Source organism: Streptomyces sp. V3I8, assembly GCF_030817535.1.
Lineage (GTDB): Bacteria > Actinomycetota > Actinomycetes > Streptomycetales > Streptomycetaceae > Streptomyces.
Window position 1 is genome coordinate 1,422,144 of sequence record NZ_JAUSZL010000002.1, and the last position, 22,264, is coordinate 1,444,407.

The 22,264-nt window shown below is 68.2% G+C and carries 16 protein-coding genes and 2 CRISPR repeat arrays (1 of these 18 running past the window's edge); of the genes, 5 read left to right on the forward strand and 11 right to left on the reverse strand.

The window, feature by feature from the left end:
* Positions 1–76: 76 nt before the first annotated feature.
* Together QFZ75_RS06275 and QFZ75_RS06280 are read left to right on the forward strand one after the other, a co-directional pair.
* Positions 77–1,033, forward strand: a complete 957-nt coding sequence (locus QFZ75_RS06275; RefSeq protein WP_307544242.1) for a LysR family transcriptional regulator — start codon at positions 77–79, stop codon at positions 1,031–1,033.
* Complete coding sequence (locus QFZ75_RS06280; RefSeq protein ID WP_307534525.1) at positions 1,033–1,188, forward strand: hypothetical protein; 156 nt, start codon at positions 1,033–1,035, stop codon at positions 1,186–1,188. Before QFZ75_RS06275 ends, QFZ75_RS06280 begins: the two co-directional genes overlap by 1 nt.
* Positions 1,189–1,282: 94 nt before the next feature.
* Here QFZ75_RS06280 and QFZ75_RS06285 read toward each other — a convergent pair whose 3' ends face one another.
* A complete protein-coding gene (locus QFZ75_RS06285) occupies positions 1,283–1,942 on the reverse strand; it encodes a nitroreductase family protein (protein WP_307534527.1) in 660 nt (219 codons plus the stop codon).
* Positions 1,939–2,367 carry a MerR family transcriptional regulator gene (locus QFZ75_RS06290; RefSeq protein WP_307534530.1) on the reverse strand — a complete coding sequence of 143 codons (429 nt, stop codon included), beginning with the start codon at positions 2,365–2,367 and terminating at the stop codon, positions 1,939–1,941. The genes QFZ75_RS06285 and QFZ75_RS06290 overlap by 4 nt, the downstream gene beginning before the upstream one ends.
* A 468-nt stretch (positions 2,368–2,835) precedes the next feature.
* On the opposite strand from QFZ75_RS06290, the gene QFZ75_RS06295 reads away from it, so the two are divergent.
* From QFZ75_RS06295 to QFZ75_RS06305, 3 genes are all read left to right on the forward strand, one after another.
* Positions 2,836–4,440, forward strand: coding sequence for a DHA2 family efflux MFS transporter permease subunit (locus QFZ75_RS06295; RefSeq protein ID WP_307534531.1), 1,605 nt, complete (start codon positions 2,836–2,838; stop codon positions 4,438–4,440).
* The gene (locus QFZ75_RS06300) at positions 4,437–5,777 is read left to right on the forward strand and encodes an NtaA/DmoA family FMN-dependent monooxygenase (RefSeq protein ID WP_307534533.1); all 1,341 of its coding nucleotides are present in this window, start codon (positions 4,437–4,439) and stop codon (positions 5,775–5,777) included. Before QFZ75_RS06295 ends, QFZ75_RS06300 begins: the two co-directional genes overlap by 4 nt.
* Positions 5,778–5,940: 163 nt before the next feature.
* Positions 5,941–6,648, forward strand: coding sequence for a nitroreductase (locus QFZ75_RS06305; protein WP_307534535.1), 708 nt, complete (start codon positions 5,941–5,943; stop codon positions 6,646–6,648).
* 1,263 nt (positions 6,649–7,911) lie between these two features.
* On the opposite strand, the gene QFZ75_RS06310 is transcribed toward QFZ75_RS06305, so the two are convergent.
* The 9 genes from QFZ75_RS06310 to cas3 all read right to left on the reverse strand — a co-directional run bounded on the left by QFZ75_RS06310 (position 7,912) and on the right by cas3 (position 22,053).
* Positions 7,912–10,140, reverse strand: coding sequence for a hypothetical protein (locus tag QFZ75_RS06310; RefSeq protein ID WP_307534538.1), 2,229 nt, complete (start codon positions 10,138–10,140; stop codon positions 7,912–7,914).
* A 469-nt stretch (positions 10,141–10,609) separates the two neighbouring features.
* A CRISPR array of direct repeats spans positions 10,610–12,285; the repeat unit is 28 nt; unit sequence GGAAGATCCCCGCGGGCGCGGGGTCGAC.
* Positions 12,286–12,303: 18 nt separating this feature from the next.
* Positions 12,304–12,612 carry a type I-E CRISPR-associated endoribonuclease Cas2e gene (cas2e, locus tag QFZ75_RS06315; RefSeq protein WP_307534540.1) on the reverse strand — a complete coding sequence of 103 codons (309 nt, stop codon included), beginning with the start codon at positions 12,610–12,612 and terminating at the stop codon, positions 12,304–12,306.
* Entirely contained in the window at positions 12,609–13,616 is a 1,008-nt protein-coding gene (gene cas1e, locus QFZ75_RS06320) for a type I-E CRISPR-associated endonuclease Cas1e (RefSeq protein ID WP_307534541.1), read from the reverse strand. Before cas1e ends, cas2e begins: the two co-directional genes overlap by 4 nt.
* A gap of 6 nt (positions 13,617–13,622) precedes the next feature.
* Complete coding sequence (cas6e, locus tag QFZ75_RS06325; RefSeq protein WP_307534542.1) at positions 13,623–14,375, reverse strand: type I-E CRISPR-associated protein Cas6/Cse3/CasE; 753 nt, start codon at positions 14,373–14,375, stop codon at positions 13,623–13,625.
* Positions 14,376–14,380: 5 nt separating this feature from the next.
* A complete protein-coding gene (cas5e, locus tag QFZ75_RS06330; RefSeq protein WP_307534544.1) occupies positions 14,381–15,178 on the reverse strand; it encodes a type I-E CRISPR-associated protein Cas5/CasD in 798 nt (265 codons plus the stop codon).
* Positions 15,175–16,329 (reverse strand): type I-E CRISPR-associated protein Cas7/Cse4/CasC, encoded by a 1,155-nt coding sequence (gene cas7e / locus QFZ75_RS06335; protein WP_307534546.1) that lies wholly within the window; start codon positions 16,327–16,329, stop codon positions 15,175–15,177. Before cas7e ends, cas5e begins: the two co-directional genes overlap by 4 nt.
* A 125-nt stretch (positions 16,330–16,454) precedes the next feature.
* Positions 16,455–17,060 (reverse strand): type I-E CRISPR-associated protein Cse2/CasB, encoded by a 606-nt coding sequence (casB, locus tag QFZ75_RS06340; protein ID WP_307534548.1) that lies wholly within the window; start codon positions 17,058–17,060, stop codon positions 16,455–16,457.
* Between the two features lie 126 nt (positions 17,061–17,186).
* Positions 17,187–18,893 carry a type I-E CRISPR-associated protein Cse1/CasA gene (gene casA, locus QFZ75_RS06345; RefSeq protein ID WP_307534549.1) on the reverse strand — a complete coding sequence of 569 codons (1,707 nt, stop codon included), beginning with the start codon at positions 18,891–18,893 and terminating at the stop codon, positions 17,187–17,189.
* A 271-nt stretch (positions 18,894–19,164) separates the two neighbouring features.
* Positions 19,165–22,053, reverse strand: a complete 2,889-nt coding sequence (gene cas3 / locus QFZ75_RS06350; RefSeq protein ID WP_307534551.1) for a CRISPR-associated helicase Cas3' — start codon at positions 22,051–22,053, stop codon at positions 19,165–19,167.
* 119 nt (positions 22,054–22,172) lie between these two features.
* Positions 22,173–22,264: a CRISPR direct-repeat array (repeat unit 28 nt) (it continues 1,401 nt past the right edge of the window).

Genomic DNA, 22,264 nt, shown 5'->3' on the forward strand with positions numbered 1-22,264 from the left:
CGGCCCGACCTGGATCATCCAGTGAAAGATCTGACAAACTGGTCTGCAATACATGTGAGGTATGGCCGGAGGCTACATGGAGGCGCGGCACCTACGGTACGCACTGGCCCTCGCCGAGCACGCGCACTTCGGCCGGGCGGCCGGTGCGCTGGGCATCGCGCAGCCTCCGCTGTCCAAGCAGATCGCCGACCTCGAACGGGAAGTGGGCACCCGCCTGTTCGACCGCACCCGCCAGGGGGTGTTTCCGACGGCTGCAGGAAAGGCCTTCCTCTCCCGGGCACGCAAGGCGCTCGACGAGATCGCGGCCGCCTCGGTCGACGCGGCCAGGGCAGCGCGCGGCGAGACAGGCCGGCTGCGCCTGGGCTTCATCGCCTCGGCACTGCTCGAACCCCTGCCGGACGTCCTCAGCCGGTTCGGCCGCGAACGGCCCGACGTACGGCTGGAACTGCACGAGATGGCGACCAGGCGCAGCACGGCCGCACTCGTCACCGGCGAACTGGACGTGGCGATCGGCCTCGGCCCGCCAGGAGGCATCGGGGCCGAGCAGCTGGTGTCGGTCCCGATCGGACACGACCACATCGTCGCGGTCGTGAGCAGCACGCACCCGTACGCGGGGCAGCCCTCGGTGGACGTGGACCAGCTGCGGCGGCAGCCGCTGATCGTGGCGCCGGGTGAGGACGAGCCCGCCGTCGCCACCGGGCTGCGGACACTCCTGGGCACGGACTCCCCCGCACTCTCCGGCGCGACCGTCGCCAGGGACATCCACACCATCATCGGCCTCGCCGCCTGCGGGGTAGGCGTCGGTCTGGGGCCCTCTCGCATGCTGACGGCCCCACGACAGGGCACATGGTTCTGCGAGGTGACCCCACGCACGCCTCTGCCCGATCTGGTCCTGTCCTTCCATGCCCGGGACCGTTCCCCGGCGCTGAACGCCTTCCTCGACGTCATCCGCACGAACTGCCCCCACGTCGGTGCCGCGCTCGACCACCGGCTCGGCCCACCGGGACCACAAGGAGAAGGCGACCGCGGCTGATGCCTGCTCAGCAGTACCGGCTGGAGACGCTCAGCACCGCGCTCACCGCCCACCTGACCATGGTCCGCGCTCCCCAAACCCTGCCGACCCTGCCCGCCGGTCCCCGCCGCGCCCGCTGGACCGCCTGGTCCCCAAGTGGTCTTCCGAGAACATGACGCTGTCGGGGATCTTGTTTCCTGTGGGCGGCGACGCAGGCGGGTAACACCCACGTCCCCGGCCGTGGCCAAGATCCCTGACAGCGTCAGGCACTTAGATCCAGCGAATGACCTCGTCTGGTGCGGGTCGTTCGGCCGGGCGGAAATCCGTGCCTTTGGTGTACGCCACCGGCGTGAGCACCGCCTGCGCGACCGTTTCGTAGTCGAGTCCCAGGATGTCGGCCACGTCCCGTTCGCGGGCGAGGTGCATCGATGTCCAAGCGGTGCCCAGCGCGCGGGCCCGGGCGGCCAGCATGAAGCTCCACGTGGCCGGGATGACGTTGCTCATGCCGGCCGCCGCCCACTCTCGGTTGGGGCCTTCGTTGCAGGCCAGCACCAGCACCGGTGCGTCGCCCATGTGCTCGCCCAGGTAGTCGGCAGAGCTGGCTACCCGCTGCTGCACCGCGTCGCGGGCGTCGTCACCGGTGGGCTTACCGGGGTATCCCGGTGAGGCTTTGTAGGCGGCGTACACCTCGCGGTAGACGTCGCCGACCGCCCGGCGTTTCGCCTCGTCGCGGATCACGACGAACCGCATGGTCACGACGTTCGATCCCGACGGCGCCTGCAGGGCCATCGCCACACACTCGCGGATCGCGTCGTCGGGCACCGGCCGGGTGAAGTCGAGGCGTTTGCGGACCGCGCGTGTGGTGGAGAGCAGTTGGTCCGGGTCGAGATCAAGCAAGGTCATTTCGGTCACCCTGGGGTCGAGGGTCATTTCGGCACGCGGGTTTCAGTCGTGGCAGCGATGGATCGGTCCATGGCGGAGATGTATTGGGTAAGGGCGTGGCAATGGTGCTCCAGCAGGACGATGCGCTCTGTCATCCGGTCGCGCTCACGCACCAGCATCTCGCGCAGCTCAGGGTCGGCATCGGCGACGACGATCTCCTGCGGCTGGTTGAGGCACGGCAGCATGTCGCCGATGATGCGCGTGGGGATACCGGAGTCGAGCAGGCCGCGAATCTTCTTCACGCGATCCACCAGGTATTCGTCGTACTCCCGGTAGCCGTTCTCCTGCCGTCGCGGCGTGATGAGCCCTTGCTCCTCGTAGTAGCGCAGCATGCGCGTCGGGACTGCGGTGCGTTTCGCGAGTTCACCGATCTTCATGACCACCACCTCCTCGGCAACACGATCGTCACCCACGAAACCTTACAGTCATGTCAAGGTTGATTGGGTGTGAGCAGCGACTCGTCGCTTACCGTTGACATTCACATGATGTGAAGGTTGCACCATGGTCGCATGTTCCGGACCAGTAACTCCGTATGGGGCCGCCCGCGAAGCGGGACACCGCGGACGATGCGGCGCACCTGCGCAGGCTTCGCGACGGGTGCCGCGGTCATTGCCGTGAAGAGCGACAGCTGTTCGGGAAGCAGCGCCATCCTCGGAGGCCGGCTCCACGTCGGCTGTCCGGTCACGGGATTCCTCGATTACCCAGGGCGAGCTGGTGCGAAAGCGCCAGACGATTCCTTCGATCGCGGGTCGGTGATCATCCAGGCCGTGACCGACCCGGTTGTCCTTCGTGCACCGACTTGTCCGGCCCGCACCTGACGCCTGCCCGCCGGCGAGTCGCGCACGTCGCACCGATCGATCTTCCTCTTCGAACCTCACGAGATGGCGAGCACGTACATGACCACCCCATCGGCATCTGGCGCCGCAGTCGCGGCACCGACGACCCACTCCGGCGATCGGCTCCCACCGGGTGTCGCCCTGGTCATCGGGGTCCTGATGGTCTCGACGTTCATCGTCTTCCTCAACGAGATGCTCCTCGGCGTCGCCCTGCCCACGCTGATCGCGGACTTCGGGGTCAGCCCGAGCACCGGGCAGTGGGTCACGACCGGCTTCCTGCTGACCATGGCCGTGCTGATCCCCGCCAGCGGATTCGTGATGCGGCGCTTCCATATGCGAACGGTCTTCCTGGTCGCGATGTCACTGTTCCTCGTCGGGACGACACTCGCCGCGATCGCGCCGACGTTCGGCCTCCTGGTGGCCGGCCGGGTCATCCAGGCATCCGGCACCGCCGTCTTCCTGCCCCTGCTGATGACCACGACGATGCGCTTGGTCCCGGTCGGTCGCCGCGGCCAGATGATGGCGATCACGACAGCCGTCCCGTCCGTGGCACCGGCCCTCGGGCCGGCGCTGTCGGGTCTCGTGCTGTCCGCACTGAGCTGGCGCTGGCTGTTCATCCTGATGCTGCCGATCGCGGTTGCCGCCCTGGCGCTGGGCGCGTGGAAGCTGCGCAACACCACCACCCCGGAGCCGGTGGCCCTGGACGTGCCGTCGTTGCTGCTGTCCGCGATCGGGTTCGGCGGCCTTGTCTACGGACTCTCCCTGCTCGGCGAGGCGTCTGCCGGGCACTCTCCGGTCTCGCCGTACCTGCCGATCGCGGTGGGCCTGGCGGGCCTGGTGGCGTTCGTCCTGCGACAGATCCCCCTGCAGCGTCGCGACAACGCGTTCCTGGACATGCGGATCTTCCTGCGGAAGTCGTTCGTCCTGCCGATCCTGGTGATGGTGTTCGTCGCGGGCAACGGGATCGGTTTGCTGGTCGTGGTCCCACTGGTGCTGACCAACGTCACCGGCCTGAGCACCCTCCAGCTCGGCCTCTTCCTGATCCCGGGCGGTGCGGCGATCTCGATCGTGGCGGCCCTGAGCGGCCGCTTCTACGACCGTTTCGGCCCGCGTCCGCTGGTGGTTCCCGGTGCGATCGTCTGGCTGGCCGTCCTGTGGTTCCTCAGCCGGGTGGACGAGAGCACGAGCGTGATCACGTTGATCCTCGCGTGGCTGGTGTTCACCAGCGCGATGGCTGCGATGTGGGCGCCGCTCACCACCAGTGCGATGGGCGCCCTGCGCACCGAGCTCTACCCGCACGGCACCGCGGCCTTCGCCACCGTCCAGCAGCTCGCCGGTGCCGGTTTCGGCGCGGTGTTCATCTCGGCCTACACCATCGGCTCCGGCGCCCGGGACGCCGGTGTGCTCACCACGGCGCAGGCCGAGTCCGCCGGACAGGCGGCCTTCCTCACCGCCTGGGCCATCGGCCTGCTCGTGCTGGCGGGCGCCCTCTTCATCGGCCGGACACCGGCTCCGGCTGCCGACGGGACAGCCGCCGACGGGGCGGCCGCTGCCGAGCCGGGGCCGGTCAGCGACGAGACCGTCGGCGGCGAGACGGCAAGCGGCGCGTCGGCCACCGCCGAAGCGGTCTGCAAGGCGGGGGCCCGGTGACCGCGGACAGGAAGCTCGTCCTGGGGATGGGGCTGATCGATGGATACGGTGGCCTGCACGGCGCCTGGCGTGCCCCGCACGTGGACCCCGGGACCTACGCCGACGTCGATGCCACCGTGCGTCATGCGAGAGCTGCCGAACGCGGCAAGTTCGCCTTCCTCTTCACTCCCGACTTCCCCGCCGTACGCGGCGACGTCGAGCACTCCACGATCAGCAACCTCATGGACCCGCTCATCCAGCTGACCGCCGTCGCACGCGAGACGACGAACATCGGCTTCGTCGCGACCGGGTCGACGACGTTCCAGGAACCGTTCAACACGGCACGCCAGTTCAAGGCCCTGGACGTGGTGAGCCATGGGCGCGCAGGCTGGAACGCGGTGACGACCAGTGACCCTGCTGTCGCTGCCAACTACGGACGGCCCGTCGCCGACCGCGCCGAGCGTTACCAACGGGCGCACGAGGCGATTCAGATCGTCCAGGCGCTGTGGGGCAGCTGGCACGAAGACGCGTGGATCAAGGACCAGGCAGCGAACCGCTTCATCGACCCGACGAAACTGCAGCCCGTCAACCTGCAGGGCCAGTACGTCGCTTCGCGGGGCCCCCTGGCGATCCCACCGTCGGAACAGGGCCAGCCCGTCGTCTTCACGTCCGGCGGCCCCAGCCCGCACCTCCTGTCGATCGCGGGCCGCTACGCGAGCGGCTTCATCGCCGAGGTGTGGACGATCGAGGAGGCGCGCGCCCAGCGCGAACTCGTGCGGAACGCGGCACGCGAAGCCGGCCGCGACCCCGACGAGATCAAGTACATCGCCGGCATCATGACCACCGTCGCGCCGACCGTGCGCGAGGGCCTCGACCGTCGCCTGACATACTCGGACGACGTCATCGAGGCCCGTCTGCCCCACCTCGGCGCGATGCTCGGAATCCATATCCACCCGGACCGGTTCGACGAACCTCTCACGCCGGATCAGCTGGCGTCCGCGCACGCCTCACCGCGGGACCCGCGCTCCTCGAACGCTCTGGCGGTGGCACGCCAGGGGTGGTCCCCGCGCGACGTTCTCGCCCATGGCGTGATCGACTTCCATCCCACCGTCGTGGGCCCGGGCGAGCTCCACGCCGACCACCTTCAGGAGTGGTTCGAGGCGGGAGCCGCCGACGGCTTCTGGGTGACACCCGACATCTACGAGGACGGCATCGACGCATTCGTCGACGAGGTGGTGCCGATCCTGCAGGAACGCGGTATCTATCCCACCGAGTACCCGGGCACGACCCTGCGCGAGAACCTCGGCATCCCGCACCAGTACGGACCCGACCCCCGCATCACCGCAGCCGAGCGGTAACTGGCTGACGCTGTCGCAGATCTTGGTTGAACGGCCTCGTGGGAGATCATCAGGCTGAATCGACGGTCCGCGAAGAAATGGTGTGCCGGGCTCGGACGCAGCCAACACCCCGTGAGGCACCACCGTGTCCAGGAAAAACGGACCACTCCCGAAAGGAATTGTTGTGCCCGCCACAGCTTCGCCGATCACTGACATCGTGCGCTCCCGGTACTCCGTCCGGAAGTTCCACCCCACCCCGCTGTCCCCGTCGGACATCCGCGGCGTACTGGAAGACGCCCAGGCCGCCCCGTCGAACTGCAACACACAGCCCTGGACGGTGCACGTCGTCTCGGGCGCGGCACGCGACGCCCTGAGCAAGGAACTACTCAAGGCCGACGAGGAGAAGCGGTTCACTCCCGACTTCTCCTTCAGCTACGACGACTTCGGCAAGGGCCCCTACCTCGACCGGGCCCACGAGCACGCCGCGACCGTCTACCAGTCCGTGGGAATATCCCGCTCGGACCAGGCGTCAAGGTACGCGCATGCCCGAGAGAACCTGGAATTCTTCGGCGCCCCCCACGCCGCTTTCCTCTTCATGCCGGCGTTCGGCGACGGGGTGCGGGCGGCCGGGGACATCGGCATGTACGCACAGAACCTCCTGCTCTCGCTCACCGCCCGGGGGTTCGGCGGCATCCCGCAGACCATGCTCGGGCAGTACGCCGACACCGTCCGCGAGTTCCTGGACGTTCCCAGGGAACTCAAGCTCCTGTTCGGCATCTCCTTCGGCACCGCCGACCTTTCTGCTCCGGTGAACGGCTTCCACATGGGACGCGTCCCGCTGGAGCAGAGCGTCGTCCTGCACGACACCCCCGGAGTACTGGAAGAGGAGTAATCCCCCCGCCCGCCGGGGCGGGGAACGCGGGCCGTGTGCGCGTGGTCGGGGTGGCTGCGATTCGGCATGACGGCCGTGTGCCTGGGTTTCCTGGGCGTGGGCCGTCGAGGCCGGAACGGTGAATTATCGGCTCGATCACCGTTTTGGTGAGCGACGCCGGGCGGTCCTTGTTGCCGCGCCGGTGCCCGGCGAGCAGTGACAGCTCCACCGGCGTCCGCGTCGACCCGTCCGTGCACACCAACGCGTCGGCCACCTCGAAGAGTGCGTCGGCCGGGGCGGCCGCCCCGGCGGTCGCCCGCGCGGACAAGCACCCGTAGAAGGCCGTCCGAAAGCGGGACAGTTACGCGGAAGCGTCACGCCCGCCGCCCAGCGGCAGCACACTCATCCCCACGGCCTTCCTTGTGAACACCGTTGTCTCGTAGCAGAGTTCAGGATCATGGGGAAGGCCGTCCTTCTGCCCTGCGATCACTCGAAAGAGTGACAGCACAGCCGGGCCCGACCTTGAGGAACGAGGTGAACGTCAGCGGAGCGGCTCGTGCTCGTTGAGGACATCGGGGGTGTCAGGTCGTCTGATTCCGCTATGGGGGAACCGCGGCCGCTTGTGACGCCCGGCTTTACGTCCCCTGCGTTCCGGCCGCGTGCAACTGCTCCGCTGCCACCGTCGTGGCTCTGTGAAGTCCTGGGAATCTTGTGGGTGTTCACGGCCGGGTCCGCTTACGCTGAGTGATGTGTCTGCACCGAAACTTCACCACTATGTGCTTCAGAGCTACCTGGCGCGATTCGGGCGAGGCGAGATGGTCAGGGTGAGGCGCCGGTGCCCGCCGAAGACGCATCTCGCCAACGTCAAGAACATTGCCGCCGAGACCGGCTTCCCGCGTTCAAGACCGGCGACGCCATACCGTACGACGACTACTGAGCGCCTGATGCTGTCAGGGATCTTGTCTCCTGCGAGCCGGACGGGTACCACCTTGCCCCCTGGCGTGACCAAGATCCCCGACAGCATCAACATGTCAGAGGGCCCGCCGGATTCCTCCGGCGGGCCCTCTGACATGCGACTGTCTCCAGTCGGGACGACAGGATTTGAACCTGCGACCCCTTGACCCCCAGGAGTAGGGGTTATCCCTTTTGTCTGCACATACGGCCAGAAAGCAGGAAGCAAAGCGTGCTGTTCCGCGCGTACCGTTCAGGCGCGGGCACCGTGTGGTCCCCAACTGGTCCCCATGCGCATGTCGGTGACGCGCGTGTCCAACGCCCTCAACCGGGTCAAGAGACCGGCTCGCCAGGACCCGTCACGGTGTGAGACCTTGCGACCTTGCGCCTGAACTCGCGGACGGTGTCCTGCCATTGCCAGGAATCGCTCCCGTGCCACTCCTCCTCGTCGACCGGCTGCCAGGCTGCCAGTTCCTCCAGGTGAGTGATCATCGTGGAGGCGTCGGTGCCGGAGATTCCGCCCTTGCCGTCGAGCGTCCGTTTGATGTTGTGCAGGCGGTGAGCGGCTCGGTAGTAGGACTGCTGGGAGTCGGTGAGTCTGCGCAGGGCGTAGCCACCACATTTGCTGCACCAGTCGAAGTCGGTGCGCGCCATGAGGTCGGCGACTGTGAGGAGGTCGTCGCTGGCCACCACGGCGCGTTCGTGGGCATGCCGGCACAGCGGCGAGTGGCCCTTGCCCTCGATCAGAGGGTTGGCGTTGGTGGTGTAGAGCTGGACTGCGGCCAGAGGACCCAAGGGGAGTCCGCTGCCGCTTCGCCACCGGTCACTGCCGGGCTGCCGGAAAGGCGCGAAGTCGAGGTGGTCCTCCGCGAGCAGGCCGTGCCATACCGCCACGGGCAGTCCGCCGGGCCGGTCGGTGTCCAGGCTCCGCAGGTCGTGCGCGCCGCGCGCCAGAGCGAGCAGGCGCAGATTCAAGTTGCGGTCCTCGGTGCCATAGGTGTGGCGGAGGGTCCGGCGTCCGCCTTCAGCAAGCCCCAGGCTTGCACCGAAATATGGATCATGGACGTGCTGCCGAGCATCACGTACCTCGGGCTCGGGACTGCTACCCGCCGGCTTCTCCAGGCCGATCACGCTTGCGGGCAGGTCACTGGCTCCTGCGATGAGAACGCCCAGCCACCCCTTGGCCAGCCGTCTCTCGATGGTGTCCAGAGGCAGGACTTCCGCTCCCCCGCTCGCCGAGAAGACCAGGTACAGCTGGTCGGCGCCGTGCACAAATGTGCGCAGCGCACGGATGTGATCGTGGGTGACAGGTCGTCGGTCGAAGACCGAGGTGTCGTCGAAGATGCCCGGACCAATGGTGTCTGGCTGACGTGGCGGAACACCGTCGTGCTCGGACAGATCCGCGGTCCCGTCGACTGGTCTGCAAGGGAGGTCGCTTGCAGGGCCAAGGAGCCGTTCGGCGACGGGATCGGGAACCTCCAGTGTCAGGACGCGGCTGCTCAAGTCAGTATCGACGGTCCACGTGACCAGCGCACCGACCGTCCACGCGTCCAGCCCCTCCAGGAAGTCCCGCCCTTCATGATGTGGCGTGATGGCGGGCGCTTGCGGCACGTGCGCCGTCAGCCGACGCGCCGGAATCCGGTCCGCCGACTTCGCTGCCGCGCGGGCCAGTTCCTCCCAGGACTCAACGAGGCGCGCCGCCTCGGCCCGGGCCGCGTCGTAGCCCTTCCGATTGCTGCGGATGCTTTGCACGATCTCGTACGAGAGGTAGGCGCGCGCCTTCGGCCCTTCCCAGGATTGTCCGGCCGCGTTCTGCCACCGGCGCCACAAATCCGCGAGGGCCGCAGACACCTGGCTGTTGCCACCGAGCACCGCGAAGGCCGGGGCCGTGCACGGAAGCTCGGGCATGGGAAGAGTCGTTGCGGCAGCAGCCACAACAAGCTCCTCCGGGTCGGCGAACCGGGCGGCCTGGGCCCGTAGCGTCTCCACATATCGCATCTTGGCCGTCAGCGACGGCTTGGCCCACTCCTCCAGCCAGCCAAAGTGGGCGAGGACGGTCTGGGCCCGATACAGGCTCCCTCCCGCATCGCGCCAATGGGAGAAGATCAGGTCCCGCAGACGTTCGGCGTCCTCACGTGCCTCTCGAAGCGACGCGCCGCCTTCCACCTCCTCGCCATCGCCATCACCATCAGGATCCTGTTCAGCACGAAGAAGGACAGCGGCCTTCCGCGCCTCCTCGTCGGTCCAGCATTCGTCCTCGTCCGGCTCCGTGTAGGACTGCAACTGGTACAACAGGCCCGTCCCACCCAGAGCCCCCAGGAACATGCCCAGCCCGGTAGTCGGCCGGCCCCAGACACCCCATGCGGCGCACCGCGAGCAGAGCCGTCGCATCGTCGTCGCCTCCATCAGCACGTCGACCGTTCTCACATCGGACGTACGCAGCTGCCCACACTGCCTGACCACATGCAGCTTGGCCGCTTTGCCCTTGGCCGAATACACCGTGACCAACGAGCCCTCGAACGGCCCGAGTGGAACGTCAGCTATGGACAGCTCGCCACCCATAAGTCCCCCCATCCCGCTTTCTCGAAGACTAGAGCCCGACAACACCCTCACCCCTTCCAAACGTCAAAACGGCCTCCACCGAACGACGCCGCCTCGCCACTTACGTGCTCTTCGTCACCACCGACATCGCAAGGCCACTACGTGTAGCGGGCACTGGTCCCCGGACCCACGCCGCACCATCACCCGCACCTCTGTGCGGGCTCGGGTCACGCGACCCCACTGCACGAACGTGACCTCAATGGCAAAGCACCGATAGGCGCTGGCGCAGACAAGAAGACCGCAACGTCCAACAACGAACGCAGACAATGATCAGGAGAAGCGCCGGTTTGGCCAACCGGTGATCCCGTGTTACAAGCACCAGGCATACCAGCCATCACGGATACCCCTGAGCCGAATAGGGCAGGCGCCTTCTAAACGCCTGCTCTATCTCGAACATCCAACACTGATACCTCGACACGTCAGGTAGTCCGAAGAATCCCCGCAGGCGCGGGGGCGGCCACCTCCCCAGACGTGGCAGTCCTACGACACCGGAGGGTCCCCGCGGGCGCGGGATCGACTTCGGCACGACCAGGTTGAGGGTCTCCAGGGTCGGAGGATCCCCGCGGGCGCGGGGTCGACCAGACCACCCCGCCGACCGTCACCGCAGGCGCCGGAGGATCCCCGCGGGCGCGGGGTCGACGGCTTGCCACGGGTAGGCGTCCAGGTCACCGTGCGGAGGATCCCCGCGGGCGCGGGGTCGACACCCTGTACTCCGCCCAATGCTGATCTCACACAGGAAGATCCCCGCAGGCGCGGGGTCGACGGTCATGCGGATGGCCACGTAGTCGACACCCTCGGAAGATCCCCGCGGGCGCGGGGTCGACCTGTTCGAAGTCGAGATGGACAAGGTCAAGATCGGAAGATCCCCGCGGGCGCGGGGTCGACATGTCCAGCTCGACAAACTTGTCGGCGAACCCCGGAAGATCCCCGCGGGCGCGGGGTCGACGCGGTCCGCCAGTACATGCGGGCCCTCGTCTACGGAAGATCCCCGCGGGCGCGGGGTCGACTGGCACCTCGCCGGGCACCTGCTCGCCAACCCCGGAAGATCCCCGCGGGCGCGGGGTCGACGCGGCCCAGCAGACCGCGGAGCAGGTTCCCAGCGGAAGATCCCCGCGGGCGCGGGGTCGACTGGAGATACGGTCGCCGGCCATGGTGCTGCTCCGGAAGATCCCCGCGGGCGCGGGGTCGACGGCGGCTACCCGTTGCAGTCCGAGGGGCGCTACTGAAGATCCCCGCGGGCGCGGGGTCGACCCGGACAACCTGCGGATGCTGCCGCCGGACTTCGGAAGATCCCCGCGGGCGCGGGGTCGACGGGTCGGGGCCGAGGGTGGCGGCGTGGATCCGCGGAAGATCCCCGCGGGCGCGGGGTCGACTCGCTGCTGGCCCTCGTGCATGACTGCGGTGGCGGAAGATCCCCGCGGGCGCGGGGTCGACGCGATGCGTCTGAGCCAATAGTGCCTCACGAGGGGAAGATCCCCGCGGGCGCGGGGTCGACCCGTCGTTCCAGCCTGCCGTGAGCGTTGTTGCGGGAAGATCCCCGCGGGCGCGGGGTCGACGGGTCGGGGTTGTAGACGAACCCCCCGAACCGGGGAAGATCCCCGCGGGCGCGGGGTCGACCGGATCGGCCCCATGATCTATTTCAACGCCTACGGAAGATCCCCGCGGGCGCGGGGTCGACCACATCACGCAGGACTTCCCCTCGAACTGTGAGGGAAGATCCCCGCGGGCGCGGGGTCGACTGATGTGCGCGGCTGAGACTTCGGCCCGTCGAAGGAAGATCCCCGCGGGCGCGGGGTCGACAACGGGGTCAAGGTCTTCCACTGGCTGGACGACGGAAGATCCCCGCGGGCGCGGGGTCGACCCTGGTGGATCTCCCGGTCAGTCGTATGCCCTCGGAAGATCCCCGCGGGCGCGGGGTCGACCCTGGTGGATCTCCCGGTCAGTCGTATGCCCTCGGAAGATCCCCGCGGGCGCGGGGTCGACTGCGGCCCCCGAACCCCCCTGCGCCGCCCCCGAAGGAAGATCCCCGCGGGCGCGGGGTCGACCGACCACAAGACGATCACCAGTCTGATCAGGGAGGAAGATCCCCGCGGGCGCGGGGTCGACACTTTCTGAGCTGGGGCTTTACCGGGCGGGGCGGCTGTTTTCATTCAGTTGCTTTTTGGGGCGGGCTGAGAGGATCAGTCCGTCGAAGTCGACGGGTTGCCAGCGGTCGCGGCCTGCGGTGCGTGTGGCCCATCCTTGTTCGTTGGCGGCGGGTTCGATGAGGATGGCTTGGCCGTCGCCGATGCGGGTGGCCAGGAGTTCCCATAGGCGGTCGCGGATGCGGCGGCTTGGGTTGCCGACGAACACGCCGGCGCTGGCCTCGACCATCCAGCGGGTGAGGTGCCCGCGCAGTCCCTCTGGGGCGGCGATGAGAATGATGACGGTCATGGTGTGGATTCGATGTCGTTGATTTCGGGTCCGATGACTGCGATGTGGTTGTCGGTCATTCCGTGTACTGACAGGTCTGCGTGGTTGGCGTAGTTGGTGCCGCCCGGGACGGCGCCGAGGTGCTCGTCCCACAAAAGGTTGGCCTCGGGGTCTTCGAAGTCCGTTCCCTCGGGAGTGAGCAGGCTCTTCACATCGGTGACGATGCGGCCGAGGAGTTTGTCGCGGGCGATGAGGTCACGAAGTCCCAGTCGTGCGTCGCGTTCCTCTGTGAGTCCTTGTGCGGCGAGGTCGAAGGCGAGCGGAATGGTGTATTCGGCCTTGTACAGGTCGGCGATGTCCAGGACGAAGGATGTGGCTTTGCCGGTATGGACGAATCCGAGCCCTGGGCTGGCGCCGAGTCCGATGATGACAGCGTGGCAGATGCCGTAGAGGGCTGCGTTGGCGGCGGACAGGAGGCGGTTGAGGTCGTCGCCTGCTGCGAAGGCGTCGCCGGCTTTGTAGATGCGGCCGTTCCAGGTGATGCCGGTGCGGTCCGCGTGGGCTTTGTAGAGCTTTCGGATGCGTGTGCCTTCGCGGCCGCGGAGTTGTTGCATGGTGTGGGTGGAGACGTCTTCGCCGGGGAAGCGCATGTTGTACATGGCTCGGGCGACGGCGAGGCGTTCCTTGGGGCGGGTGACGAGCCAGGCTTGGCGGTGCAGGAGGCCGGCGCCGCGGCTGGGGCCGAGGCCGGCTGCGTACATGCGGACGCCTTGTTCGCCGACCCAGCACACGGTGGTGCCGGAGTCGGCGAGCAGGCGGATCGCTCCGTGGGTGACGCGGGTGCCGGGACCCAGGAGCATGACGGCGACCATGGCGGCGGGGACCCGGACGGTCTGCTGTTTGTTGATGATGACGACGGCGTTCTCGTCGCGGTCCAGGTGGCTGCGTTCGACGTAGACGCTGGAGACCCGGTCGACGAGGCGGTGCAGGTCCTGGGGGTCGGCTTTCCACCAGATGTCGGGCACGGGTGCTCATGCCCTTTCGGGAAGCGGGGCGAGGGTGAGCAGTCCGCATCCGTACGCCTTGGAGGGGCCGATGCCGTTCAGGAGGCGTTCGGTGAGCAGGGCGGGGTCGGTGATGCGCAGGCGTCCTTCGAAGGTCACTGCGTTCATGACGACCTGGGCTTCCTTCGTGCTGAGGGATCCTTTGCCGAAGGCACGGCGTTGGCGGGTGGTGATGCGGACGTCGCGGGGCGGTTCGCCGTCGGTGTCGTGGGTGTCGTCCAGGTGGGGGGCGGTGGGGATGTCGAAGCCCCAGCGGTCGGTGCGGGTGAGGAACCAGTTGAGCTGGGCTGCGGCGGTGCGGTGGCCGAGGCGGAAACTGCGGCGTTCGCCGGCTTCGATGCGTTGTTGTTGGCGCGGGGTGGGTTTGTCGGGGCGGCTGGTGTTCTGGACGGGGTTGGCGGTGAGGCGGAAGGCGAAGTTGCGTCCGGTTGCCAGCTGTTGCAGGAGGGGGGTGTAGTCGCGTACGGCGTAGTGCTCGCCGTCGGCGTCGGGCCATCCTGCCTGTTCGACGAGGTGCGTCCAGTCGGGTTTGTCGGTGGTGAGGACGAACAGGTGGGGGCGGTGGGGGTTGTCCGCATCGAGTCGCCACAGGGTGCGCTCTTCGGCGGGCAGGCCGGGGATGCCGCCTTGGACTGCGGCGTGCAGGGCGCGTGGGCCGGCGAGGAGTGTGCGGCTTTCGGCGCGCAGCGGGTTGATGCGGATGCGGGAGAGATAAGGCATGTCGGTCACCAGCCCAGGAGGGCAAAGGGGTCGTGGCCGCCGGTGCTCGGGGGCCGTGTGGGATCGGGTGTGAGGCCGGTGGGGGCTGAGAGGTAGGTGTGTGAGGTGCGGCGGGTGGTGTAGGTGCGGCGGGTGGGGGCGAAGGAGAGGGGCACGTCGTCGCGAATGTCGTCTCCTGCCGGGTCGTCGAGGGTGGCGGGAAGGTCGATGCGGGTGGCGTTGCCGTTCTGGCGTCCCCAGCGCTTGCGCACCGAGGGGGAGGCTTGCCAGGGCTCCGCGCGCAGGGCGTCCTGGAGCGGGCCGGTGCGCTGTCCCAGGAGCAGGGGTTGCGCGGGTACGCAGGACCGACGGCCCAGGGCGAGGGGGAAGGCGGGGTGGCGTACGGCGTGTTCGAGGGTGGTGATGAGTTCTGCGGGGCCTTCCACGGCTGCGAGGAAGACGGCGTCCTGGAGGTAGAAGCGCTGGGTGATGTGGGTGTGCTTGGCAGGTGAGGTGGGTTTTTGCAGGCCCCTGGCGGACACGGCGGCGGACAGGAGCGGCTGGCCCCGGTGATCGCTGACGGTGTGGTAGTCGCGTAGGAGGCTGCCGGGCTGGTCGATGCGGATGCCCAGTGCGAGCCCGGCAAGGTCGTCCAGGGCGGCGTGCCGGGAGCGGCCGGCGGCAGCTGCGAGCAGACCCACGACCCCGGATTTGGTGGGTTCGGGCCGGGTCTCACGGCGGTTGAAGGTACTGCGGTCACCCCAGGACTGCAGCGGGGCGGCGAGCCGCAGCAGGAGGACGGAGGTGCGGCCGGAGGCTGTCACGCCTGCTCCCCCACGGCGGTGGTGATGCGGGCCCGCAGGGCGGTGCGCAGGTCGGCGAAGGCGACGGATTCCCCGAATGCCTGGGTGAGGGTCTCGACGGTGTCTTTGGTGCGGGTTTCGCGGGTGGTGAAGGTGTGGCTGGCTGCGGCGTAAAGGGGGGTGTCGCCCCAGACCTGGGTGGCGGTGAGGTGCTCCTCGGCGAGGCGACGGGCGGAGTTCGCCTGAATGCCCGCTTCGGCCGGGACGGGCTCTTCGAAGGCGGAGACCAGGTTGACGGGCTGGTCGGTGCGCACGACGACAGCGACAAGGCTGGGCCGGGTGCGGTGGGCGAAGGAGTTCTGGTAGCCGGTGGGGGCGGACAGGGTGAAGCTGTCGACGAACCGGTCCAGGGCGTCGAGGGCGGCTTCGGTGTCCCCGCCGAGGTTGTCGGTGAGCTGGGCGAGCCCGACGGTGGCGTAGCGGTAGAGGGTGGCGGAGTTGAAGCCGATGGTGCCGATCATCCCGGCTCCGGTCTCCTCCTTTTCGTTCTGGTCGTCGACCGCGGTGAAGTAGTCGAACTCCAGCTGCGTCTCGTGGGTGGAGAGCGCGTGGGCGACCTGGACGGCGGCGTCGACGTTGAGCTTGGGGATGTCGGCGACCATCCGGCCGAACAGGGCGACGCCCACGGGGTGCCCGGTGGTGAAGGTTTCCGCGACGGGCAGTTCCTTGACCGTGTCCGCGAGTGCCTTGTCGTCCAGAGCTGCGAGGTCGGTGGCCCGGTCCGTGACGAGGGTGGCCACGGCGTCGAGTTGGGCGTTTCCGTAGAAGAGGAGATAGGCGGTGTCGCCGGCCTTCTTGCCCTGGCTCAGGCCGAGCTGGGCGAGCAGTGCCGCGGCGATCCGGCCGGCGTCCTCACGCTCCAGACCGGTGTTTTGCGTGATCCGGGTGGTGAGCTCACCGGTGAGACGCTTGGTGCGGGTGGCTCGCTCGGACTGGGGAGCCTGGACGTCGAAGTGCTGGCGGGTCGCTCGCTTCCACGCCTGGGAGGAGACCCGGGAGCGGCGGACGCCTCCATAGATGGCCTCCTTGGGATTGCCCTGGTCGTCCCGGTTGAGGTTGGCGGGCGGGACGGTCTGCACGACGTGCACGTCGATGTAGAGGCGCTGGGTCATCGAATTGGCTCCAAGTCCTGTGGGTTAACGGTGATCAAGCGATCCGGGGCCGGCACGGGCGCGCGTGCGCGAACGAGAGCAGAACGTTCACAACTGGGCGGCAGAGGTCGTGCGTGCTGCTGGTCTCAGCGGCCAGATCGCGAAGCCATGGCCGGCTGGGTCCAGCCGTAGTAGTCCAGGCCCCAGCGGCGGCGCACGCGGGAGCGGGGCTCGGGCCGGTTCCAGTCGTGCAGGTCAAGGGCCAGGCGGTTGTAGTCGAGAGGCTGCTTGATGTCCTTGAGCTGGGTGATCAGACCGCGCAGACGCAGTTGCAGCGCCGGCGTCGAGGTGGCGGAGAACGCCTGCTGGAAGCGGGAGTCGACTGCCTCGTCACTGGTGCGGTCGTGGCGCCGAAGCTCGAGCATGGCCCGGCCGAGGCTAACTCCGTCGCGGTGCATCGGCCGCTCCTGGCTCTGCTGGTGCAGCCCGTAGAGGGCGAGCGCGACATGTTCGGCCTCCTGCTCTGCCGAAACCTCCCCACGGCGGGCGGCGAAGTCGTCGACCGGGCAGGTGTAGAACGGGAACATCTCCAGCACGGTGCCGGCGGGGCGGCCCAGTCCACGGCGCAGAACCGCGAGGTCCTCGCCGGGCGGGCGCTGCATGGCCGCAGTGCCGTCCTTGCGCCGCCAGGTGCCGTCCGCAGCGATGTAGCGGTGCCAGATTCTTTGCTTCGTGAAGTCTTCTTCGGTCATGTCCGTGTCCAGACGTGATGAGGGATGCTGTGTCGCGAAGGCATGTGGGAGCGTCCCGGAGGCATGGCGTTGGAGGGCCCAAGCCGGATGTAAGAGACGTGGGCGTCCCAAGCAGCGCCTCGGCGCTTACTGGCTGTCGGGGTGAGGGCTGCTGCGCCGGGCGGCGTCTGCCCGGTGAAGGATCTCCCCGCGGCGTTTGAGGAAGGACGCCTCGGCCAGCGGGACGCGGTGCGTGCGCTCGGGCTTGCCCTCCCCTTGGGAGACGCTCCTTCCCACGAACGCTCCAACAGGCACCGCCTGCAGGAGGCGGTCCGCGACCTCCCAGCTGCGCCGCCACGCCAGCTGCTCCCAGGCGAGCTGGCCGGCCTCGATCCGTTCCAGGTCCTCCACACCTCGCATCCCGGCCAGCAACTGCCGAACCAGCGGGTCCAGGGCGTGCAGGACGAGTTCGCCGGGGCGCTGTCCCTTGTCCCAGGGGATGGGTTCGGCGCCCAGAGCCCGCCGCAGATCAGCCGAGAGATGATTGACGGCCGTGGCCAACTGCTCTGCCTGTTCTGCTACTTCGAGGAGAGCGGAGCGGACGTCGCTGTCCGCGTCGAGCGCGGCCAGCGGGAGAGGCAGCGCGTCGAACATCACGTCGTCGATGACGGCCGACTGGTTGCCGTACGCCATCCCGACAAGTTCCACGCGCAACGGATATGCCTGCCCGAGATCGGGCGCCAGGGCACCGGCCTGGTCCAAGAGCTTGCTCGTGGCGAACCCGCTCGTTTTCTCCCCTGCTTCTCGGGACTGCCGCTCGGGCGCGAGGAGCGCGTCAAGCCCGCGCCACGCAGCCTTGCCTGGCTGAAGGCGCAACGGGCGGCGCGGCGGCGCGGCGGCGCCTTTGTTTCTGCTCGTGCTGCGGCCACCGGTCGGCTCCAGGCGCCACATGGTGTGCGGTTCGATCTCAGGCGTATGCGGCATCCGGTCCCCCGCAGCGACCAGTACGCGCGTCACCCGCAGCCCTTCACCCGTGTTTTCCGGGACGAGCCGGATACGGCGGGACTGCCAGGTCCACAGGTCCAAGAGCCCTTCGGGTGCCCGCTCCTGCCACTGGGCAGTGTCTGCCGATCGAGGATCTGCGGGCTGACGCCTCCTCCACTGCGGCAGGTCGGCGGACGTGGGCGGCGCTCCGACCGGAAGGTTCAGCAACAGCGTCTCGAACAGCGTCGTCCCGGCCAGCAAGGTGACACCCATCTGCCCCAGCGGGCCGGTCGGGTTCCCTGTGGTCTTGCCCGCTTTTGCCTTCGAGTCGCCCACGGCACCCGTTTTGATCGCTGCGGTATCCCAGCACTGCGTGTGCAGCAGCCAGTGCGCCGCCTGCGCCGGAGCCAGCGAAAAGGCATCACCCTCAGTACGCGATGCGAACAGCGGCACATTGTTACCGGTGGCGGCAGTCGCGACAATCAGCCCAGCGTTCTTCGTTTCCCCCTTCGCGGTACGCAGGCCACCGACCTGCCCGAAGGGCTGCACCGGATGGAAGAGGTCGAACCGTTCACGGTGCGCATCCAAATATGCCTCTAGCCTCGAACGCTGCTCCGGTGACCAGCGCCCGGTGGAGAACCAGTTCATCCACTCGCGTTCGTCGGCCGGCCTGCCCAGAGCGTCAAGGATCACCGGCAGCAGAACCTGCCGAAACACGGCCACCCTCTGGGTGGGGAGTTCCACCACCAGGTCACCGAACTCGTGCGCCTCCAACAACGCAGTACGCAGCGAGCGCTCCTGCGCCACTCCCCCTGCGGCCGACGGTAAGAGCAGCCACGGCTCGTCCGTCAGGGAAAAGCCATCAGTCATCGGTCCCCCCTTTGCTGAAGCTTCTATGTTTGACGCTAGCAGCGGCTCCGAGGGTGCACATGCTTTCTCCTCAATCAGGTGCAACAATCCGGCCGTTGCCCCCAGCCCTCGGACCGTGACGGTCCGGGACCCGGGGATGATCCCCTTCTGTGTTTGCACAGCAGATCGGGACCCGCCTCGACCCCGCGCCACGCGGGGCACCGAGTCGCCGGGCGCCAGCCCGGCGACTCACCCCCTCCCCCACGGAGCCTTGCAACAGACACCAAGACCTCTACTGCTCCCGAAGCCCGAACTCGTCGTCGTAGGACACCGTGAGGTCGCCCAGCCGGATGCTGCATGAGCCGTCCAGCACCAGAGCACGGCTGTGGCGCAACCACGGATGCCCGTGCCAGCCGGGCAGCGGCCGCAACTGCGAGGCCACCTGCGTCAATTTCGACGGCAGACGCACCGCCGAGCCCAGCACCTCCTCCAGCACGTCCGGCGCCACCTCGCCATTGACGCTCAAGGCCCGCCCCGCCAGCGTCCTGAAGACCGCATCGCCCTCCTCCCGGACCACCAGAACGACCTCGACGGATTCGTCACCGTCGCGCACCGCCGCCTGCAACGAGCCCTCGTCACTGCCCGTGGTGGAGCCGCCGTAGTGAAGACCTGCCAGCGTCCGCTTCTCGTACTCACCGGGCGCGGTCAGCAAGAACTGCCGTGCGTTCTCGGCGCGCATTCGGTCCCGGCTCTCCTGCTCCCGGCATGCCTCCTCACCGGCTTCTCGCCACATTTCGGGCAGCAGCGATGCATCTGCCCCGTACACCCTGGCCACCAGCCCAGGCACATCTCTTGGAACCAACCACGCCTCACCGGCACCGGGCAGCACCGCTGCGGTGCGCAGCAGCAGATGACGCCCATAGATCATTTCGCTGGCGAACGCGAACGCCGGCTCGCGGCCCTCACGCGGCTCGAACCCGGTGAGGAACACCTGCGGCACGCGCAGCCTGTCCGGACGCCAGGTTTCCTCGTGCCGGTGCAACCTGCCTACGCGCTGCAGCAGAAGGTCGACGGGCGCCAGATCCGTGACGAGCAGGTCGGCATCGACATCGAAGGACTGCTCGGCGAGCTGAGTCGCCACCAGGATCAACCGGCCTCCCCTGGGCCGCGGCGTGCGCGGACCCAGCAGGCGCAGGCTCTCCTGCGTCAGATCGGCACGCCGGGCTACCGTGAAACGGGCGTGCAGAAGGCGCACTTCGTCCTTGCCGAACCGCCCGCGCAGCTCCTTGTAGAGGCTCTGCGCCCGCGCAACGGAGTTACGGATGACCAGCGCGGTTCCCCCGTCGGCGAGCTCACTCGCCAACAGGTCCCTCACCCGCGCGTCCGCCTCGCCTTGCAGCCGTTCGCGCTCCTGACGCGAACAACGCGCACCGGGTACCGCCTCGGGCACGACACGCACCTGTACGCCGAGGTCCTCGCGCCAGCTGTCGGTCGCATCCACATGGATCTGCGGCTCCCCCGAGGCCGGCAGCCATGCCGTTGTGACACTCGGGTACCCCGACGGCAAAGGCACCTCGACCCGCAGCTCCTCACGCGAGGCCGCACCAGCCAGGTACGCCTCGACCAGCGCCTGGCGCTGCGCGGGGGCAAGAGTCGCCGACAGGATGATCACCGGCACGCCGGCCTGCCCCAGCCAGCGCAGCGCCTCTTGCAGAAACTGGCTCATGTACACGTCGCACGCGTGGACCTCGTCCAGGATCACAACCTTGCCGGCCAGGCCCGCCATCCGCAGCATCACATGCCGCGTACGGGTAGCTGCATACAGAAGCTGATCGACCGTACCGACCACGAACGGGGCCAGCAGCCCACGCTTCGATCCCAGAAACCACTCAGCGGGCGCCTGCCGCTCCGGCACATCACGCACCTCGAGCTCGACTCCGTACGGGTCGTCCTCCAGCCCGAACTCGTCCACCCCGCAAAACGCCTCGTCCGCGTACGCGCCGGCGTCCTCCAGCAGAGCTTTCCACTCCCGGTTGAACGCCCTCTTGCCGTGCAGCAACACCACCCGGGACGCCAGGCGCCCTTCGATCGCCTCCAGCCATTGACGTGTGCGGGTGAACATGGGATCGCTGGTCGCCTGGGTCGGCATTCCCACGAACACGCCATCCGCGCCGAACCTGGCCGCCAGGACTTCCGCTGCAGCCTGAGCAGCCTCTGTCTTGCCCTCACCCATTGGCGCTTCGACCACCACGATCCCCGGACCGCCCATGCGGCGGACCATCTCGACCACCATGGCCTGCGAGGGCCGCGGCGCATACCCGAACCGGTCCCGGAACGCCTCCGGTCCCGGCACGGTCAAAGCACCCCAACCGCCCTGCAACCCCAGAGCCTGCCACGCCGACGCCGCCCGCTCTCGGGAAGCATCCAGGCTCACCAGCCGCAGATCGTCCACGCCCACGAAGAAACGCTCGTCACTGGCGATCCAGTCCGCCATGACCACCAGGCCGCTGAGCTGCAACTGAAGCGCCCTGGACGGAACCGCCCCCGGCTCCACCTCGCGGAGATCCCCGAACCCAACTTCCTGGGTGAACACGTCAAGCACAGCTTGCTGGACTTGACGCCACGTTCCCCTTCCCCGCAACTGCCCCTTCGCATGACGCGGTTCCTGCACATCCCGTATCGAAGGGAACGCACCATGGTGTCCAGCCACCAGTGGCCACACCCAGTCCAGCTGCTTCGTATCCCAACCGGCCCCGGCCAGCAACTCCCGCGTCATCAGCCCACCGGCCCAGTCGTGACGCCACCGCTTCTGCTGCTTCGCCCCCGCCACAGCAGCCGCCTCAACCCACGTCAGCCCCGACCTGCGCACAGCCTCCGCGCCCTCGGGCCACAGACGCTGATGCGCCGGCGACGCCTTCCCGCAGTCATGAACTCCGCACAACCAGGCGAACAACCGCCGCCCTCGCCCCGGCCCGCCCGCGACCTCATCCAGCACCGAGCGTGTCGAACGCGCGAGGAAGCCGTCCCACAACAGCTCCGCAACTGCCGCAGTATCGACAAGGTGCGCAAGCAGAAGGTTCGTCGTACCCCCTGCCCGCTCCCGCGACTTCCCCCACAGCGTCTCTAGAGCCCTCACCACCAATGGCTCGTAGCGCTCGCTCAACTCCCGAACATCCACCATGCCCCCGCATCCTCATCCACAACTCAGCACCAGAGCCTAGAGTCCACCACTGACAAAGTGGCTTGACCTGCGGAAACAGTAAAATCTTCTGACTTGAGAGCTGACAGCCGAGTTCCACACGGAGCATCCTCGCGGGCGCGGGGTCGACGTGCCCTCCACGTCCGCCCGGCCGGTGAGACACGGAGCATCCCCGCAGGCGCGGGGTCGACAA

What these genes read in the sequence shown, in the direction of transcription:
- cas2e (WP_307534540.1), bottom strand. Translation starts at nt 12,612, where the DNA reads ATGACCGTCATCATTCTCATCGCCGCCCCAGAGGGACTGCGCGGGCAC.
- QFZ75_RS06275 (WP_307544242.1), top strand. Translation starts at nt 77, where the DNA reads ATGGAGGCGCGGCACCTACGGTACGCACTGGCCCTCGCCGAGCACGCG.
- cas6e (WP_307534542.1), bottom strand. Translation starts at nt 14,375, where the DNA reads ATGCCTTATCTCTCCCGCATCCGCATCAACCCGCTGCGCGCCGAAAGC.
- QFZ75_RS06285 (WP_307534527.1), bottom strand. Translation starts at nt 1,942, where the DNA reads ATGACCCTCGACCCCAGGGTGACCGAAATGACCTTGCTTGATCTCGAC.
- casB (WP_307534548.1), bottom strand. Translation starts at nt 17,060, where the DNA reads ATGACCGAAGAAGACTTCACGAAGCAAAGAATCTGGCACCGCTACATC.
- QFZ75_RS06280 (WP_307534525.1), top strand. Translation starts at nt 1,033, where the DNA reads ATGCCTGCTCAGCAGTACCGGCTGGAGACGCTCAGCACCGCGCTCACC.
- casA (WP_307534549.1), bottom strand. Translation starts at nt 18,893, where the DNA reads ATGACTGATGGCTTTTCCCTGACGGACGAGCCGTGGCTGCTCTTACCG.
- QFZ75_RS06310 (WP_307534538.1), bottom strand. Translation starts at nt 10,140, where the DNA reads ATGGGTGGCGAGCTGTCCATAGCTGACGTTCCACTCGGGCCGTTCGAG.
- cas3 (WP_307534551.1), bottom strand. Translation starts at nt 22,053, where the DNA reads ATGGTGGATGTTCGGGAGTTGAGCGAGCGCTACGAGCCATTGGTGGTG.
- cas7e (WP_307534546.1), bottom strand. Translation starts at nt 16,329, where the DNA reads ATGACCCAGCGCCTCTACATCGACGTGCACGTCGTGCAGACCGTCCCG.
- QFZ75_RS06295 (WP_307534531.1), top strand. Translation starts at nt 2,836, where the DNA reads ATGGCGAGCACGTACATGACCACCCCATCGGCATCTGGCGCCGCAGTC.